The 15,590-nt window shown below is 73.8% G+C and carries 14 protein-coding genes and 3 pseudogenes; 6 read left to right on the forward strand and 11 right to left on the reverse strand.

The genetic code is table 11. The features are described from left to right. Window positions 1–142: 142 nt before the first annotated feature. Entirely contained in the window at window positions 143–715 is a 573-nt protein-coding gene (locus ACFWBB_RS13315; protein WP_385270258.1) for a hypothetical protein, read from the reverse strand. A gap of 356 nt (window positions 716–1,071) precedes the next feature. Between ACFWBB_RS13315 and ACFWBB_RS13320 the strand changes: the two are divergent. Continuing rightward, window positions 1,072–1,400 (forward strand): annotated as a pseudogene (locus ACFWBB_RS13320) (LLM class flavin-dependent oxidoreductase); the annotation flags it as partial. Between the two features lie 9 nt (window positions 1,401–1,409). Here the strand turns inward: ACFWBB_RS13320 and ACFWBB_RS13325 are convergent. Beyond that, complete coding sequence (locus tag ACFWBB_RS13325) at window positions 1,410–2,900, reverse strand: hypothetical protein (RefSeq protein ID WP_385270260.1); 1,491 nt, start codon at window positions 2,898–2,900, stop codon at window positions 1,410–1,412. 65 nt (window positions 2,901–2,965) lie between these two features. Here ACFWBB_RS13325 and ACFWBB_RS13330 point away from each other — a divergent pair, with 65 nt between their 5' ends. Continuing rightward, complete coding sequence (locus tag ACFWBB_RS13330; RefSeq protein WP_385270262.1) at window positions 2,966–4,279, forward strand: molybdopterin-dependent oxidoreductase; 1,314 nt, start codon at window positions 2,966–2,968, stop codon at window positions 4,277–4,279. Between the two features lie 319 nt (window positions 4,280–4,598). Here ACFWBB_RS13330 and ACFWBB_RS13335 read toward each other — a convergent pair whose 3' ends face one another. From ACFWBB_RS13335 to ACFWBB_RS13345, 3 genes are read right to left on the reverse strand one after another with little or no spacing between them, the layout of a single operon-like run. Beyond that, window positions 4,599–5,396: a class I SAM-dependent methyltransferase gene (locus ACFWBB_RS13335; protein WP_385270264.1), complete on the reverse strand. Its 798-nt coding sequence runs from the start codon at window positions 5,394–5,396 to the stop codon at window positions 4,599–4,601. Then, window positions 5,393–6,010 (reverse strand): DUF2064 domain-containing protein, encoded by a 618-nt coding sequence (locus ACFWBB_RS13340; RefSeq protein ID WP_385270266.1) that lies wholly within the window; start codon window positions 6,008–6,010, stop codon window positions 5,393–5,395. Before ACFWBB_RS13340 ends, ACFWBB_RS13335 begins: the two co-directional genes overlap by 4 nt. Then, entirely contained in the window at window positions 6,007–6,696 is a 690-nt protein-coding gene (locus ACFWBB_RS13345) for a glycosyltransferase family 2 protein (RefSeq protein WP_385270268.1), read from the reverse strand. The genes ACFWBB_RS13340 and ACFWBB_RS13345 overlap by 4 nt, the downstream gene beginning before the upstream one ends. A gap of 123 nt (window positions 6,697–6,819) precedes the next feature. On the opposite strand from ACFWBB_RS13345, the gene ACFWBB_RS13350 reads away from it, so the two are divergent. Then, complete coding sequence (locus ACFWBB_RS13350; protein WP_385270270.1) at window positions 6,820–7,551, forward strand: response regulator transcription factor; 732 nt, start codon at window positions 6,820–6,822, stop codon at window positions 7,549–7,551. Window positions 7,552–7,553: 2 nt separating this feature from the next. Further along, a complete protein-coding gene (locus ACFWBB_RS13355; RefSeq protein WP_385270272.1) occupies window positions 7,554–8,663 on the forward strand; it encodes a sensor histidine kinase in 1,110 nt (369 codons plus the stop codon). A gap of 48 nt (window positions 8,664–8,711) precedes the next feature. Here ACFWBB_RS13355 and ACFWBB_RS13360 read toward each other — a convergent pair whose 3' ends face one another. The 4 genes and pseudogenes from ACFWBB_RS13360 to ACFWBB_RS13375 all read right to left on the reverse strand — a co-directional run bounded on the left by ACFWBB_RS13360 (window position 8,712) and on the right by ACFWBB_RS13375 (window position 12,715). Beyond that, window positions 8,712–9,713: an NAD-dependent epimerase/dehydratase family protein gene (locus tag ACFWBB_RS13360; RefSeq protein WP_385270274.1), complete on the reverse strand. Its 1,002-nt coding sequence runs from the start codon at window positions 9,711–9,713 to the stop codon at window positions 8,712–8,714. Window positions 9,714–9,972: 259 nt separating this feature from the next. Further along, window positions 9,973–10,225: pseudogene (locus ACFWBB_RS13365) on the reverse strand (amino acid permease); the annotation flags it as partial. Window positions 10,226–10,565: 340 nt separating this feature from the next. Continuing rightward, window positions 10,566–11,063 carry a peptidylprolyl isomerase gene (locus tag ACFWBB_RS13370; RefSeq protein ID WP_385270276.1) on the reverse strand — a complete coding sequence of 166 codons (498 nt, stop codon included), beginning with the start codon at window positions 11,061–11,063 and terminating at the stop codon, window positions 10,566–10,568. Between the two features lie 173 nt (window positions 11,064–11,236). Continuing rightward, window positions 11,237–12,715 carry a glutamate-cysteine ligase family protein gene (locus ACFWBB_RS13375; protein ID WP_385270278.1) on the reverse strand — a complete coding sequence of 493 codons (1,479 nt, stop codon included), beginning with the start codon at window positions 12,713–12,715 and terminating at the stop codon, window positions 11,237–11,239. A 259-nt stretch (window positions 12,716–12,974) separates the two neighbouring features. Between ACFWBB_RS13375 and ACFWBB_RS13380 the strand changes: the two are divergent. Continuing rightward, window positions 12,975–13,163: pseudogene (locus tag ACFWBB_RS13380) on the forward strand (MFS transporter); the annotation flags it as partial. 425 nt (window positions 13,164–13,588) lie between these two features. Here the strand turns inward: ACFWBB_RS13380 and ACFWBB_RS13385 are convergent. Further along, window positions 13,589–14,788, reverse strand: coding sequence for an MFS transporter (locus ACFWBB_RS13385; protein ID WP_385270280.1), 1,200 nt, complete (start codon window positions 14,786–14,788; stop codon window positions 13,589–13,591). Here ACFWBB_RS13385 and ACFWBB_RS13390 point away from each other — a divergent pair. Continuing rightward, window positions 14,787–15,032, forward strand: a complete 246-nt coding sequence (locus tag ACFWBB_RS13390; RefSeq protein ID WP_385270282.1) for a hypothetical protein — start codon at window positions 14,787–14,789, stop codon at window positions 15,030–15,032. The genes ACFWBB_RS13385 and ACFWBB_RS13390 overlap by 2 nt on opposite strands. Here ACFWBB_RS13390 and ACFWBB_RS13395 read toward each other — a convergent pair. Then, entirely contained in the window at window positions 15,017–15,439 is a 423-nt protein-coding gene (locus tag ACFWBB_RS13395; protein ID WP_385270284.1) for a hypothetical protein, read from the reverse strand. The genes ACFWBB_RS13390 and ACFWBB_RS13395 overlap by 16 nt on opposite strands. Between the last annotated feature and the right edge of the window lie 151 nt (window positions 15,440–15,590).

Consider the following 15,590-nt stretch of genomic DNA (forward strand, 5'->3'; position numbering starts at 1 on the left):
GGCCCCGTCGCGGGGGCGGCGGGGGGGGGGGGGGTCCCCCGCGGCCGTCCCCCCCCGGGGCCCCGGGGGCCCCCCCCCCCCCGGGCGCGGCGCCGGCCCCGGGGGGGGCGGGGGCCCCGAGGCTCGTCCGAGGCGGCGGGTGTCACCAGGTGTGCGCGACGTCCACCACGAGATGATCGGCCGTACGCTGCACCCGGAACGGCAGGTGTGCGCGCACGCCGAGACCGAACTGCGTCACCCCTTCGAAACTCCCGGCGTACCGGGTGTCCCGGAACGTGCGGTACCCGGTGAGGTTCACGCCCGGCAGTGGCTGCGCCACCCGGCCCGGATAGGTGGACGCGCCCGTCTCCGGGTTGTAGGCGGGCGCGTCGACCCGCACCTCCAGGATGGCGCCGCCGCCGACGGGGATGAGGCGGCCCGACGCGTCCTGGTAGAGGTGGTCGACGTACCCGACCGAGAAGCCGAGCTCGGCGCCGCTCGCGCCCGGCACGTCGACGACGAACCGGTCGTAACAGTCGTGGCGGCCGGTCCTGACGTTCGTCAGCGGCGTCGCCGTGCCGGCGGAGTACGTCTTGCCCAGGCTGCCCCAGCCGGTGGGGCAGGCGGCGGCGGCCCGTGCGGTCGTGGCCGGGACGGCGTTGGCCGGGACAGCGGCCATGCCCAGTGTGACGGTCAGCAGGGCGGCGGCGGCCCAGACGGTTCTGGTTCGCACCATGATCTCCCCCAGAGGTCGTGTGTGTCGGACATGAACTGAGACACCCTGATTGCCCCAAAGGTTGCACCGTTTTCCGGCTCGATGCGGCGCGGAGTGGGCCCGGCTGTCCCGTGCGGTGCGCACACGGGTGCGGTTTCCGGTCGGTCCCGTGCCGGACGCGCGGCACGGTCGCGTTCACACGACTGACGGAGAGCCCTCACACAGGAACCGGAACGCGCGGTCGGCGGCCGCTTGTCTGCGCTGACACGAACGCAGGAGCAGCGCTCCACGCGAGCGACGCCGACAACCCCAGATCGATACCACCGTGCGGCTCGCCCAGGAGGCCCGGGCCGCCGGACCGCGCCGACCGCCCTGCGGAGTTGACCGAGACCGGCACCGCCGACTTCCACGGCGAGCTGGTCACCGCGACCACTCCGCTGCCCGCGCGCGTGCCGGGCGCCGAGGCCGGCGTGCCGTTGTTCGTCGCCGCCATGGGGCCGCAGGCGCTCCGCGCCAGCGGATAGCCGGCGGACGGAATCCTGCCCGTGCGGTGATCGGCGACGAGCGGAAGGTCGCCGCCGAGGTACGCCGCTACCGGGACGCCGGGGCGACGGAGGTGGTGTTCGCGGGCACGGACATCGCCGGGAACGCCGACCGACGCCGAACCTGCGCGCTCCTTGGAGACCTCGCCGGACAGGCGCTGTAGTGCCCCGATTCACCAGCCGGTCAGCAACAGGTGGTTGAGCAGAAGGGCCAGGACCGCCTGGGCGGTGAGCCAGGCGCGCGGGCGGCTGAGGAACGCGCAGGACGGGAGGAGCCACACGGCGAAGGGGAGCCAGATGCGTTCCGTCTCGGCCTTGCTCATGCCGGACAGATCGGCGACGAGCAGGGCGAGCAGAGCGGCGGCCACGAGGAGGGCGAGGCGGGCGTCGGCACCGCGGCGGTGCGGGTCGTCCGGTCGCTCGGGGCTCCCGTCGAGGCGGTGGCGGAGCGTCACGCCGGTCCGCCGCAGGCCGGCCGCCGTCGCGAGGCCGGTGATGAGGACCGTACAGGCGAGGTTGGCCCACACCCAGTAGCCGTAGGGGCGGACGCCGCCCGCGCCCTGGTGGTAGCGCGTGACCAGCAGACGGTACGCCTCCCACCAGTCGAACCCGGTGAGGGTGAACGCCGTCGGCACGACAGCCGCTCCGGTGAGCAGAAGCACGAGCAGCCCAGGACGTTCCCGGACGCGGCCCCGGCCGAGCAGCAGCACCGTCGCGCCGAGGAGCGCGAAGAGAGTGAGACCGTAGGAGAGGTAGCAGGTCAGGCCGAAGAGGAGCCCCGAACCCACCGCCCCGCCCCACGCCCGGCCCCGCTGGGACGGGGAGACTCCGCCGGCCGGCCGCCCCGTGCCCGGCCCTGTCGTGACAGGCCGTGCTGTGACCGCCAGGGCCAGTAGCGCCACGGACCACGCGGCGACCGCCGTGAAGTACGCGTCGGCCGATGTCCCCATCCACACCGCCGCCGGGGCCAGTACCAGGAAGGGTGCCGCCCGTCGGGCGAGCCGCTCGTCGGTCAGTGCCCGCACCGCCACCAGCACGGCCACGCACGCCGTGGCGCCGACGGCGATGCACCAGGTTCCGGCCCAGCCCCCGCCCCGCAGCCCGATCCGGTCGAGCAGGACGAAGGTCAGCGTGGCCGCCGGGGGATGACCGGCGACGTGCGCGGGCCAGTTGTCGGGGGAGCCGAGAAGGATGTGGTGGGTGAAGTCGCGCAGTGCCGCCGGGATGTCGTGGAAGCGGTCGATGACCTGGAGGTACTCGTGGCGGGTGGTGAGCCGGGCGGCGATGCCCCGCTGCCGGCCGTCGATCAGGGCGAGGGAGAGGATCCAGGCCGTGGCCGTGCCCCAGGACGCCGCGAGCAGCGCCCGCCAGGAAAGCCGGGCGGCGAGGGTGGGGCCGTACACCACGGTCACGGTCGCCGCCACGACGGACGCCGGCGTGCCCGGTCCGACATGTGGGCTCCAACTGCCGAGCAGAGGAGGCCAGTCGACCCGCAGAGTGTGGTGCGTGTGCTGGATGTGGTGGCCGATCAGCACGGCCGCCGTGACGAGCAGGACGGCGGCCCCCGCCGCGTACAGGTCACGACGGACGTCACGGCGGAGGTCGCGGCCGGTGCCGCCGGAGTGCGGGGCGCGTGGCTCGGCGGAGCGCAGGGTGCGGTTCACATCGGCACGCTAGGCCGAGCGGCGGGGCGCGGGGCGTAGTCCGGGCCGGACGTCAGCGTTTCGTCATGGGTCGCGCGCCCTGTCCCGGGGGTGCCGCGGCCTACGGTCGGGGCATGCGAGACGACTCACGGCTCCCCACCTCTCCCGCCTTCTGGCGCAGTCCACTGCGCGGCCCCTGGTTCACCTCGGTGCTCGGCCTGGTGCTGCTCGTCGGCATCACCGTGCTGTTCGTGACGGGCCTGGTCTCGTACGCCGCCTACAACCCGGACCTCTCGCCGGTGAACGACAAGACCCCGGACAAGGGCATCCTGGGCTTCTACCTCTTCGCCTGGCCGACCGACCCGCACTGGCTGTACCGGCTCAACCAGGGCGTCCATGTCACCCTCGGCATCACCTTGATCCCCGTCCTGCTGGCCAAGCTGTGGTCGGTGGTGCCGAAGCTGTTCACGCTGCCGCCGGCCCGCTCGCTCGCCCACGCGCTCGAGCGGATCTCCCTGCTGTTGCTGGTCGGGGGCGGACTGTTCGAGTTCACGACCGGTGTCCTCAACGTCCAGCTCGACTACGTCTTCCCCGGCTCCTTCTACCCGCTGCACTTCTACGGGGCGTGGGTCTTCGTCGCCGCGTTCGTCGCCCACGCCGTCCTGAAGACCCCGGCGGCCGTCCGTAACCTGCGCCGGCTGCGGGCGGAGGGGGAGCCGGATGCGTCACGGGGACCCTCGGGCGGGCGGGAGCCGGTCTCCCCACGGCCGGATCCCCCGACCGTCTCCCGGCGCGGGGCGCTGGGCTTCGTCGGGGGCGGCTCGCTGCTGCTGTTCGCCACGACGGCCGGCCAGAGCTTCGACGGGCTGCGCCGCACCGCGCTGCTCGCTCCGCACGGCGGAGCCGACCCGGGCGCCGGCCCGAACGGTTTCCAGATCAACAAGACGGCCGCGTACGCCGGCATCGACGCGGCGGAGACGGAGGAGGACGCCTGGCGCCTCGTCGTCACGGGGCGGACCGGCACCCTCCGCCTCGGCCGCGCCCAGCTCCGCCGACTGCCCCTGCACGACTCGGCGTTGCCCATCGCATGCGTCGAGGGCTGGTCGACCTCGGACCAGGGGTGGCGGGGCGTACGGCTACGGGACCTGGCCGCCCTCGTCGGCTACGACGACGACCCACCGGACGTGTACGTCGAGTCCCTCCAGCGGCACGGCGCCTTCCGCCACGCCGCCCTGCGCGCCAACCAGGTCGCCGACCCGCGCTCGCTGCTCGCCCTGTACGTCAACGGCGAGTCACTGACCCCCGACCACGGCTACCCGGCGCGTGTCATCGTGCCCGCCGCGCCCGGCGTGCTCAACACCAAGTGGGTCGCCCGGATGACGTTCGGAGAGGTGCGATGACACCCGTGCGACGACGGCCGGTGATCGGCAGTCCCTTCCAACTCCTCGTGCTTGCCTGCTCGTTCGCGCTCGCCGCCTACGCGGGCGTACGTCTCCTCGCCGACGACTGGTTCGGCGTGGCGCTGTGGTGGGTGGGGGCGGCGCTGCTGCACGACCTGGTGCTGCTGCCCCTGTACGCCGCGGCCGACCGCGCGGTCGTACAGGGGCTCGGCGTGAGTGGCCGGCGGCGGTGGGCGATGTACGTCCGGGTACCGGCCGCTCTGTCCGGACTGCTGCTGCTCGTGTGGTTCCCGCTGATCGGCGGGATGGTGGACCTCCGTTACCGGTCGGCCACCGGCCGCTCGGCGGACGGGTTCCTCGCCCACTGGCTGCTGATCACGGCCGTGCTCTTCGGCGGATCGGCGCTGCTGCTCGCGCTGCGACTGCGCAGGGCCACGAAGCAGCGGCCGCCGGCCGTCCACTGACCGGCCGCCCGGCAGTCCGCAAGGGCCGCGTACCGCAGCAGGGCGGGTGCGCCGAGCCGCGCCCAGCGGAAGGTCCGGCCGGTGGCACGCGCCCCGGTCAGGCCGACGACCTCGACCTCGGCGCGCTCGTCCACGTCCACCGGCAGGGTCTCCGCGATCAGCAGGCCACCGGGGATCAGCAGGGTGACCACTCGGCGCAGGAGGGCGAGCGGATCGCCGCCGATGCCGACATTGCCGTCCATGAGCAGGACGGTTCCCCAACGCCCCTCGCCTGGCAGGAGGTCGAAGACCGACCGCCGCAGCGCCTGCCCGCCCAGCTCCAGCGTGTGGGCGACGGCGGCCGCGCTGACGTCGATGCCCAGCACGGTCCGTCCCCGGGCGGCGAGTTCGGCCACCAGCCGGCCGGGTCCGCAGCCCACGTCGAGCACGGCTCCCTCGCACCGGTCCAGGGCCGCCAGGTCCACCGGGTCGGCGCGGGTGCACCAGCGTTCCACCTCCAGGGGCAGGAGCCAGCCGTCGGCGCGGCGCAGGAACAGCGGACCCCGGCCGGTGCGCAGGGCGTCGCTGTACGGGTCGGCGGCGGCCCAGTCGCCGGTGACACCCGGGGCGTCGACGCCGGCGGCGGCCCCGGTGAGGTCGTACGCGGTGCTCATCGGCTCGCCGCCGCCGTGAACCCGGCCAGTCGCGCGGCGAACCGGCCGTGCGGGGCCAGCGCGGCGACGGCCGTGGCGTCCGGGGCGGTGTCCACGTCCCGCAGACACGGCAGGTCACGCACCCGCAGCCCCGCCCCGACGAGCCGGGCCCGCTGCACGGCTCCCGTCAGGGGCGTCGACATGGGCACGCCCCGCAGCAGACCGGGATCGGGCTCCGCGAGACCCAGGGCCCAGAAGCCGCCGTCCCGCGCCGGGCCGAAGTACGCGTCGCAGCCGTCGAAGTCGGCGGTCAGCAGGTCCGGCGTCACCTGCGGAGTGTCCATCCCGATGAGGAGGGCCGGGCCGTCGCACCGGGCGAACGCGTCCGCGAGCCGCTCGTCGAGCCCGCCCGCGCACTGCGGTACGACGTCGAAGCCGGACGGCAGCCAGGGGCCGGGCGCGCCGTCCAGTACCAGCACGCGGCGGACGGCGGGGGTGGCCGCCACGGCCCGCAGGGTGTCCGACAGCGCCGCCTCCGCGAGCGCCGCCGCCTCCCGCGGGCTGAACGGCGGGGTGAGCCGGGTCTTCACCCGCCCCGGCAGCGGCTCCTTGGCGATGACGAGCAGCGTGGTCACCGGGCGACCCCTTCGCGCGCCGGGACGTCGCCCAGGACGCGGCTCATGTCCCGCACCGCCTGCCAGGTGCCGCGCCAGGTGCCCGTCACCTTCGAGGCGCCGGTACGGGGAAGGTAGGGGACGTCGTGCTCGGCGATCCGCCAGCCCGCGTCGGCCGCCCGCACCACCATCTCCAGCGGGTATCCGCTGCGCCGGTCGGTGAGGCCGAGGTCGAGCAGCGGTGCACGGCGGGCGGCCCGCAGCGGGCCGAGGTCGTGCAGGCGCAGCCCGGTGCGGCGGCGCAGCAGCCGGGCGAGCGCGAGGTTGCCTGCCCGGGCGTGCGCGGGCCAAGCGCCCCTGCCCAGCGGCCGCCTGCGGCCCAGCACCAGGTCCGCCGCGCCGGCGTGGATCTCGTGCACGAACGGCACGAGCAGCGCCGGATCGAGGGAGGCGTCGCAGTCGCAGAAGCACACGACGTCGGCGGTGGCGGCGGTCAGCCCGGTGTGGCAGGCGGCGCCGAAGCCCCGGCGGGACTCGTGGACGACTCTCGCGCCGAGCGCGCGGGCGATCCCGGCCGAGCCGTCGGTGGATCCGTTGTCGACGACGAGGGCCCGCCAGCCGTCCGGAATGCGGGCGAGCACCCAGGGGAGGGCCTCGGCCTCGTTCAGACAGGGGAGCACGACATCTACTTCTACGTCCGTGGTCACGGTCTCACCCTACGAATGCGAATCGGGCAAACCGGGCTACGGCTCCTTACGAAACGCGGACGTCCGGACGCCGGGGCGCCCTCGGACGGGGCACCGGCCGGGGCGCGGTGCGAGGCTGGGCGCATGCAGCAGTCGTACGAGTCCCCGCCCCCTCCGCCGGGATCGGCCCGGGTCCTGGTCGTCGACGACGACCCCACGGTCTCGGAGGTCGTCGCCGGGTACCTGGACCGGGCCGGCTATGTCGTCGACCGGGCCGACGACGGCCCCACCGCCCTGACCCGGGCCGCCGCGCACTGGCCCGACCTGGTGGTGCTCGACCTGATGCTCCCCGGCATGGACGGTCTCGAGGTGTGCCGCCGGATGCGCGGGCACGGGCCCGTGCCGGTCATCATGCTGACCGCGCGCGGCGACGAGGACGACCGCATCCTCGGTCTGGAGGTCGGCGCCGACGACTATGTCACCAAGCCCTTCAGCCCCCGTGAACTCGTGCTGCGGGTGGAGTCGGTGCTGCGCCGCAGCCGGCCCGCCACGGGTGCGCGGGCGCTGAGCGCGGCGGGCCTGACGCTCGATCCCGGCGCCCGCCGCGCCACCAAGCACGGCGCCGAACTCGCCCTCACCCTGCGTGAGTTCGACCTTCTCGCGTTCTTCCTGCGGCACCCCGGGCGGGCGTTCGGCCGCGAGGACCTGATGCACGAGGTGTGGGGCTGGGAGTTCGGCGATCTGTCCACCGTGACCGTCCATGTGCGCCGGCTGCGCGGCAAGGTCGAGGACGACCCGGCCCGGCCGCGCCTGATCCAGACGGTGTGGGGCGTGGGCTACCGCTTCGAACCCGGCCCCGGCGAAGAGGGGGAGTGACCGTGCGCGACACCCTGCTCATCGCCCTGTTCGCCTTCCTCGGCGCCGCGTTCGCCGGGCTCCTCGGCGCGGGCGTGCTGTGGCTGCTGCGCCGCCGCTCGCTCACCGCGTCCCTCACCGTGGTGGCCGCCGTCGCCGTGACCGCGATGCTGGCGGGCACGCTGGCCGTCGCGCGGGCGATGTTCCTGTCGGGGCACGACCTGAGCGTCGTGACGACGGTCGTGGCGATGGCCGCCGTGGTCTCCCTGGTCACCGCGATTCTCCTCGGCCGCTGGGTGGTCGCCCGCAGCCGTGCACTGACCCGTGCCGCCCGCTCGTTCGGCGACGGCGGCGCCTTCACCGCCCCCGAAGGCCCGACGACCGCAGAACTGGACGCGATCAGCCGCGAGTTGGCCGCGACCAGCGTGAAGCTCGCCGAGTCCCGGGACCGTGAACGGGCGCTGGAGACGTCCCGGCGCGAACTCGTCGCCTGGATCTCGCACGATCTGCGCACGCCGCTGGCCGGACTGCGGGCGATGTCGGAGGCGCTCGAGGACGGTGTCGCGGCCGACCCCGACCGCTATCTGCGGCAGATCCGTACCGAGGTGGAGCGGCTCAACGACATGGTGGGCGACCTGTTCGAGCTCTCCCGGATACACGCCGGGGCGCTCGCCCTCTCCACCTCCCGCATGTCCGTGTACGACCTGGTCGGCGACGCCCTCGCCGGCGCCGACCCGCTCGCCCGCGAACACGGCGTACGGCTCGTCGGCGACCGTGTCGAGCCGCTCCCGGTCGAGGTGGACGGCAAGGAGATGAGCCGGGTCCTGGGCAATCTGCTCGTCAACGCCATCCGGCGCACCCCCGCCGACGGCACGGTCGCCGTCGCCGCGGAACGCTCGCCCGCGGGGGTCGTGGTCTCCGTGACCGACGGCTGCGGCGGCATCCCCGAGGAGGATCTGCATCGGGTCTTCGACACCGGCTGGCGCGGCACCCACGCCCGGACACCCCCGGCCGGCGCGGGGCTGGGCCTCGCCATCGTGCGCGGGATCGTGGAGGCCCACCAGGGGCGGGCCACCGTCCGCAACATCCCGGGCGGCTGCCGCTTCGAGGTGACCCTCCCGACGGCCCCCTGAGGCCGGTCGGCACCTGGCGGCCGTGCCGGCCGCCGCCGTCCTCGCCGTTCAGTCCCCGCGCAGTCCGGCGTGCGCGAACTCCCGCATGCCCTCCTCGAACCGGACCTCGGGCTTCCAGCCGAGGTCGGCGCGCAGCCGGGAGGAGTCCGCCGTGATGTGGCGGACGTCGCCCAGCCGGTACTGGCCGGTGACGACGGGTTCGGGTCCGCCGTACGCGGCGGCCAGGGACCGCGCCATCTCGCCCACCGTGTGCGGCTCACCGCTGCCGGTGTTGTACGCCGTCAGCGCGCCGCTGGGCGCGTCGGCCTCCAGCGCGGCCACGTTGGCGGCGGCCACGTCCCGTACGTGCACGAAGTCCCGCCGCTGCCGCCCGTCCTCGAAGACGCGGGGGGCCTCGCCCCGGGCCAGTGCGGAACGGAAGAAGGAGGCGACCCCGGCGTACGGGGTGTCGCGGGGCATCCGGGGCCCGTACACGTTGTGATAGCGCAGCGACAGCGCCGTCCCGCCCGTCGACCTGGCCCAGGCGGCGGCCAGGTGCTCCTGGGCGAGCTTGGTCGTGGCGTAGACGTTCCGCGGATCGGTGGGCGCGTCCTCGGCGACCAGCCCGGGGGAGAGGTCCAGCCCGCACGCCGGGCACGGCGGCTCGAACCGTCCCGCGTCCAGACCGGCGACGGCCCGCGGCGGCGGCCGCACCACCCCGTGCTCGCGGCACTCGTAGCGCCCCTCCCCGTACACGACCATCGACCCGGCCAGCACGAGCCGCCGCACGCCTGCCCCGGCCATGGCGGCCAGCAGGACGGCCGTTCCCAGGTCGTTGCGTGAGACGTACTCGGCCGCGTCCGCGACCCCGTCGCCGAGCCCGACCATCGCCGCCTGGTGACAGACGGCGCCGACGCCGGCGAGGGCGCGGCCGACGGCGACGGGATCGCGCACGTCGGCGGCCGGGTCCTGCCGTACGTCGAACACGAGCGCCTCGTGCCCGCGCGCACGCAGGGCGTCGACGACATGGGACCCGATGAACCCGGCACCGCCGGTGACCAGTACACGCATACGGCCACGCTAGGGCCGCGGCCGAGCCGGCCCCCGTGACCCGCCCGGCACGTCATCACTCCGTAAGACGTACATGGCGCGGCCCGGCATCAAGACCCGGCGCAACGCCGGAAGTCGGCGATGCGCCGGTCCGCGCCCGTGGCGCACCTCGACCGCGAGAGCACCACGGAGGGTTCCGGTGCGGCGCACAGTGGGTGCCCCGCACCGAAAAGCCCGAGATCAGGCCGCCCGTTGACGCCCGTGTCGTGGACGTCCGTGCCGGGCGGGTCAGCCTCGCCACGACGAGTCCCAGGGCCAGGACCGCCGGGACGGTCAGCCGGAGCCAGACGGACGTGGCTTCGTCGTCGCCGATGAGGGTGGTGAAGTTCTCGATGATCAGCCAGATCAGCACCGGCGATGCCGAGCGCGCCCAGCACGGGTGCGACCAGCGTGTTCCAGGGCCGGGTGTCGGCACGCGAGCGCCGGAAGAAGACGATCACCGAGACGGAGGTCAGGAAGTAGAGGAGCATGATCGGACCATCCGTTTGACAAGGGGGTGCGACGGGAATTTCCGCCAGGCCGTCCCTCTTTTACGCAGCCGTGACTGCGTCGCGGGACGCCCTGATCGAGGAGGCCCTCGCCCACACCATCCGCACCTCGCTGATGCGCGGCAACAGGGATGCGGAGGTCGCATCCTCCCCGCCACTCGCACGCCCAGGACAGCGCCACGCCGGCCCACTCCGCCGCCGCCCCTCCGGCCGGCTGAGCCCTCGCCCGGCGCCGCCGGGAACTCCCACGGGGCCAGAACTCTCCCGGGGCCGCTCGCCGTCGGCCGGGGGGCTGACCCCGGCCGACGGGCGGTAACGGGCCGGGTCAGAGCTGGCCGGACTCCGCGATGGTGATCTTCGCCGAGGTCGCGCCGTTGCGCGAACCGTAGGACTCGATCTTCTTGACGAGGGCCATGCTGGCCTCGTCGGCGACCTCGCCGAACACCACGTGCTTGCCGTCGAGCCAGTCGGTGACGATCGTGGTGACGAAGAACTGCGAGCCGTTGGTGTTGCGGCCGGCGTTGGCCATGGAGAGCAGGCCCGGACGGTCGTGCTTGAGGGTGAAGTTCTCGTCGGCGAACTTCTCGCCGTAGATGCTCTTGCCGCCCGTGCCGTCGCCGCGGGTGAAGTCGCCGCCCTGGAGCATGAACTGGGGGATGACGCGGTGGAAGGAGGAGCCGGCGAAGCCGAAGCCCTTCTCGCCGGTGGCCAGCGCGCGGAAGTTCTCGGCCGTCTTCGGGACGACGTCGTCGAACAGGTTGAAGTTGATCCGCCCGGCGGGCTCGTCGTTGATGGTGATGTCGAAGTAGATCTTGGTGGTCATGGTTCTATCCTGCACGCTCTCGGCGGCGCAGCCGAATCGAGGGGTCGTGTCGGCCCTCACAGCCTCCCGTCGCGGCTCCCGCCGACGGGGAAGGCGGTGGCCGGAAGCACCGGATCAGGCCTGGTCGCGGACCGGTGAACCGGTCCGGCGGCACGCCGTCACACGGCGGTCGGTCAGTCGACGGGCCAGGTGTGGGCGGGGGCGTTGAGATGCATGTAGTCGATGTAGAGCTGCGTCATCCGCCGCAGCGCCTCGTGGCGGCCCACGTGGGTCGAGGCGGTGATGCGGTGCAGGGCCTCCTTCTGCCAGACGGCTCCGTTGCGGCCGGTGACGCACCGCTGCTCGATGATGCCAAGCAAGGGCTCCCGCCAGGCGGCGTCCATCCCGGAGTGCTCAAGCCCCCGGTGGGCCAGCGGCAGCAGCCGCCGCAGAACGAGCTCGGGCACCGGCACCTCACCCATGCCGGGCCAGTACAGCCGGGCGTCGATACCGTGGCGCGCCGCCGCGTGCAGGTTGTCCTCGGCGGCCCGGAAGGACATCCGTGACCACACCGGTCGTTCGTCCTCCACCAGGGCCCGGGTGAGGCCGTAGTAGAAGGCGCCGTTGGCGAGGGTGTCGGCGACGGTCGGACCGGCCGGCAGACAGCGGTTCTCCACGCGCACGTGCGGCTGGTCGCCCGCGACGGCGTAGACCGGGCGGTTCCACCGGTAGATGGTGCCGTTGTGCAGGGTCAACTCGCCCAGTTCCGGGACGTCCCCGGCCGCCAGCGTCTCGCGCGGGTCCTGTTCGTCACACAGGGGCAGCAGCGCGGGGAAGTAGCGCAGGTTCTCCTCGAAGAGGTCGAAGACACTGGTGATCCACCGCTCCCCGAACCACACCCGGGGCCGCACTCCCTGCACCTTGATCTCCTGCGGACGGGTGTCGGTGGCCTGCTCGAACAGCGGGATACGGGTCTCGTGCCACAGCTCCTTCCCGAACAGGAACGGGGAGTTGGCCGCCAGCGCCACCTGGACGCCGGCGACGGCCTGCGCCGCGTTCCAGTAGGGGGCGAACTCCTCGGGGGAGACCTGGAGATGGAACTGCGTGCTGGTGCACGCGGCCTCCGGAGTGATCGTGTCCGCGTAGGTCCGCAGCCGGTCGACGCCGTCCATCTCGATGTGCAGGTCCTCGCCCCGGGCGGCGAACACCTGGTCGTTGAGCAGCCGGTAGCGGGCGTTCTCCGACAGCGCCGACTCGCCGACGTCCTCCTGCCGCAGCGTGGGGAGAATGCCGACCATGATCAGACGTGTGCCGACCGACCTGGCACGCTCCTCGGCGTGATTGAGCGCGGCCCGGATCTCCCCTTCCCAGGCGTCGGGGCCGCCCTGCGTCAGACGGCGCGGCGGCACGTTGATCTCGAGGTTGAAGCGGCCGAGCTCGGTGGCCCAGGCGGGGTCCGCGATCGCCTCGAGGACATCGCTGTTGCGCATCGTCGGCTCGGCCTCGTCGTCGACCAGGTTCAGCTCGATCTCGAGGCCCACCCGGGGCCGCTCGGACTCGAACCGTGACTCGCGCAGCATCTGCGCGAGCACGTCCAGGCACTCCTGCATCTTGATCCGGTACCGGCGGCGGTCCTCTCGGGTGAAGACCAGCGCCGGGACGTCACGTCCCATCGGCCCTCCCGGCTCGTCCCTTGTCGGACGCCCTGCCTCCAGCGTCGCACCACGGGGCGCCCCTCACCATGCGGAGACCTACCCGTCGGGACCGGCCGGACGGGCCGCCTCCCGCGCGGCCTCACGGGCTGCCCGCTCCGCCCCGGCCACCGCTTCGGCGGCCGTCCGCTGCCGTCCCTCGGCCTCGTTCTGCTCCCGTCCGGCCCGCCGGACCTCCTGGCGTGCCTGCCGCGACCGCCGCTCGGCTCCGGACTCGTCCTCGATGTCCGCGATCCGGATGGACTTCGCGGAGGCGAACCAGTGGGTGTTGTTCTACGGGATGGCGATCGCCCTGGGCCTCGGGTACCTGTGCGCACTGCGGCAGCCCTGCGGCACGAGCGGCACGGAAGGGGCCGGCCGGGCACCGGCACCGGGGGACCGCTCGCGCACCGCTGACCGTCCTTCTTGACTGGGCCGACGGCCGTCGGCCGGGGAAGCCGGGGCCGGGGAAGCGGAGGGCTCCCCCGGCGCGGATGGGTCAGCGGCTGCGAAAGGCGCTGGTGGTGAAGAAACCCGTGGCAGCGGCGCTGAGCAGGGCGCAGACGGCGAAGAGGGCGGTACGTCGCATCGATGGGCCTTTCCGGTGATGACGTGATGGCAGTGATGACGGGGATGGCGGATGGGTTCGGGCGATGGCGGATGGGTTTGCGCGACGGCGGATGGGTTTGACGGATGGGTTCTGCACAACGCCGGTCGGCCCCGTGTCGCTTCGCCGCGAGCCCGACCCCACCCGTACGGATGCGGCCAAGCGTGTCCACGCGCCGCCGCGCGCCACCCGGCCGGTCCCGTTCGACGCCGACGTGGCCCGGCCTTCGACGCGCGGCCCCGGCCGGTTCAGCTGTTCGCGTCCCCCACCCGCACCGGGCGCCGGAGCAGATAGGCAGCCGCGATCGAGACGAGGACGGCCATGCACGCGATGAACACCAGCCCGGCACCCTCGAGGCCGAGGGGGCCCACCAGCAGGCCGACACCGATCACCGGTACCGAGATGCCCGCGTAGGCCACCACGAACAGGGCCGAGATCACCGCCGCGCGCCGGTCGTCGGGAGACGCCCCGGCCACGGCGGACAGCGCCCCGCGGAACGCCAGCCCCTGTCCGGCCCCGCCGACGACCGCGCTCAACACCACCAGCGGCAGCGACTCCCACCGCAACGCGCCCGCGAGCAGCGCCAGCCCGGCCAGGAGCGCGGCGCAGCCCAGCGGCAGCGACCGGCCGACCCCGACCCGGCCGACGACCGACTGCCCGGCGGTCGAGGCGAAGAAGGCCAGCGCGACGACGAGTCCGCTCACGGCGTGGTTGTCCACGTCGAGCGAGTCGGCGAGAAAGGCGGGGCTGACCGAGGTGAACACGCCGAACAGCGCGAACCCCACGAACGAGGCGATCGCCGCCGGCCCGAACACCGACCGCACCTGGGGCGGCAGGCCGGGCCGTTGCGGCCGTACGGTGCTCAGCGACCTACGGTTGCGCACGGTCTCCGGGAGCCACGCCACGACCGCGACCGAACCGGCCACCAGGACGAGATGCACGGCGAACGGGAGGTACAGCGGCCAGGCGGCGTACTGCGCGAGCACCCCGGCGAGCAGCGGACCGCAGCCAAGCCCGCCCATGTTGGCGGCGGTCGCGACGAACGTGGCCCGGGATGAGCCGCCGGAGGGCGCCAGGTCCATCACGTACGCCGTGGCGGCCCCGGTGAACAGACCGGCGGACAGTCCCGACAACAGCCGTCCCGCGTACAGCCAGCCGAGCCCGGTGGCGCAGAGGAAGCAGACGGCGCTCGCAGCCGCGCAGCCCAGGCCCGCCAGCAGCACCGGTCGTCGGCCCACGGTGTCCGAGGCGTTGCCCGCCAGCAGCAGGACGCCGATGACACCGAAGGCGTACACCGCGTACACGACGGTGACCGTCAGCTCGGAGAAGCCGAACTTCTCCTGGTAGAGGCCGTAGAGGGGGGTCGGCAGCGTGGTGCCGGCCATGCACACGGCGAAGACGGCGCCGCCGAGCAGACAGGGAAGCCATCCTCGGTGTTCACGGTCCATGCGGGCGACAGTAACCCCGCACCCGGCCGCGCCGAGGCACGCCGTGCCCTCCAACTCCGGCGTCAACAACGTCGTCGTCGAGATGGCCCTGCACGCCGAGGAGTCGAGCCGGTCGGCAACGACAGCGGGTCGCGGCGGTGCCGGACGCAGTGCCGACCGGCGCCGGGCCGTCTCCGGGCCGTCTCCTTCGGCCGTGGTGAGGGACGCGGTGGAGGGTGACAGGTGCGGTCATGGCCGCACCTGATCAGACGGAGGACGGCGGGCATCGCGGGCGAACCACTCCTTGGCCGACTCCCCGCTGGAGAGGGCCACCAGCAGAACGCCCGGGGCGATACCGGTACTCCACGCGAAGTGGTGGGCCAGGCCGGCGCCCAGGCTGCCCAGAGCGATCACCCAGCCGACGACGACGGTGCCCCTGCGCACCGCGCCACCGCCCTCGGCGAACCGCGCCGAGACGACCAACGCCGCCACCGCCACCACCGCGCACCCGGCCGCCGCCGTCAGCAGCATGCCGAGGACCAGCCCGCCCAGGGCGCCGGACTCGAATGCGGCGGCCGCCGCGGTCAGTCGTAGCGCGCAGACGAGTCCCGACAGGCCCAGGGCGATGAGCAGAGCGCGGGCGTACCTGGCCGTGCCGGGCATTCGGGTCATACGGGATCCTCGGGCAGCCGTGCGGACGTCGGTCGCCGACGGCGTGCGACACGGCGGGCCGACCGGGGCCACCGTAGTCGCCACGGCCGTCGGGCCGACACCCCTTTGGCGAAGGCGAAGGCGAAGACGACGGCAACCCGCCGCGAACCGC

This window comes from Streptomyces sp. NPDC060000, from assembly GCF_042737375.1.
Classification (GTDB): Bacteria; Actinomycetota; Actinomycetes; order Streptomycetales; family Streptomycetaceae; genus Streptomyces.

What these genes read in the sequence shown, in the direction of transcription:
- ACFWBB_RS13370 (WP_385270276.1), bottom strand. Translation starts at nt 11,063, where the DNA reads ATGACCACCAAGATCTACTTCGACATCACCATCAACGACGAGCCCGCC.
- ACFWBB_RS13330 (WP_385270262.1), top strand. Translation starts at nt 2,966, where the DNA reads ATGGGTCGCGCGCCCTGTCCCGGGGGTGCCGCGGCCTACGGTCGGGGC.
- ACFWBB_RS13335 (WP_385270264.1), bottom strand. Translation starts at nt 5,396, where the DNA reads ATGAGCACCGCGTACGACCTCACCGGGGCCGCCGCCGGCGTCGACGCC.
- ACFWBB_RS13395 (WP_385270284.1), bottom strand. Translation starts at nt 15,439, where the DNA reads ATGACCCGAATGCCCGGCACGGCCAGGTACGCCCGCGCTCTGCTCATC.
- ACFWBB_RS13390 (WP_385270282.1), top strand. Translation starts at nt 14,787, where the DNA reads ATGCGGGCGACAGTAACCCCGCACCCGGCCGCGCCGAGGCACGCCGTG.
- ACFWBB_RS13375 (WP_385270278.1), bottom strand. Translation starts at nt 12,715, where the DNA reads ATGGGACGTGACGTCCCGGCGCTGGTCTTCACCCGAGAGGACCGCCGC.
- ACFWBB_RS13385 (WP_385270280.1), bottom strand. Translation starts at nt 14,788, where the DNA reads ATGGACCGTGAACACCGAGGATGGCTTCCCTGTCTGCTCGGCGGCGCC.
- ACFWBB_RS13350 (WP_385270270.1), top strand. Translation starts at nt 6,820, where the DNA reads ATGCAGCAGTCGTACGAGTCCCCGCCCCCTCCGCCGGGATCGGCCCGG.
- ACFWBB_RS13360 (WP_385270274.1), bottom strand. Translation starts at nt 9,713, where the DNA reads ATGCGTGTACTGGTCACCGGCGGTGCCGGGTTCATCGGGTCCCATGTC.
- ACFWBB_RS13315 (WP_385270258.1), bottom strand. Translation starts at nt 715, where the DNA reads ATGGTGCGAACCAGAACCGTCTGGGCCGCCGCCGCCCTGCTGACCGTC.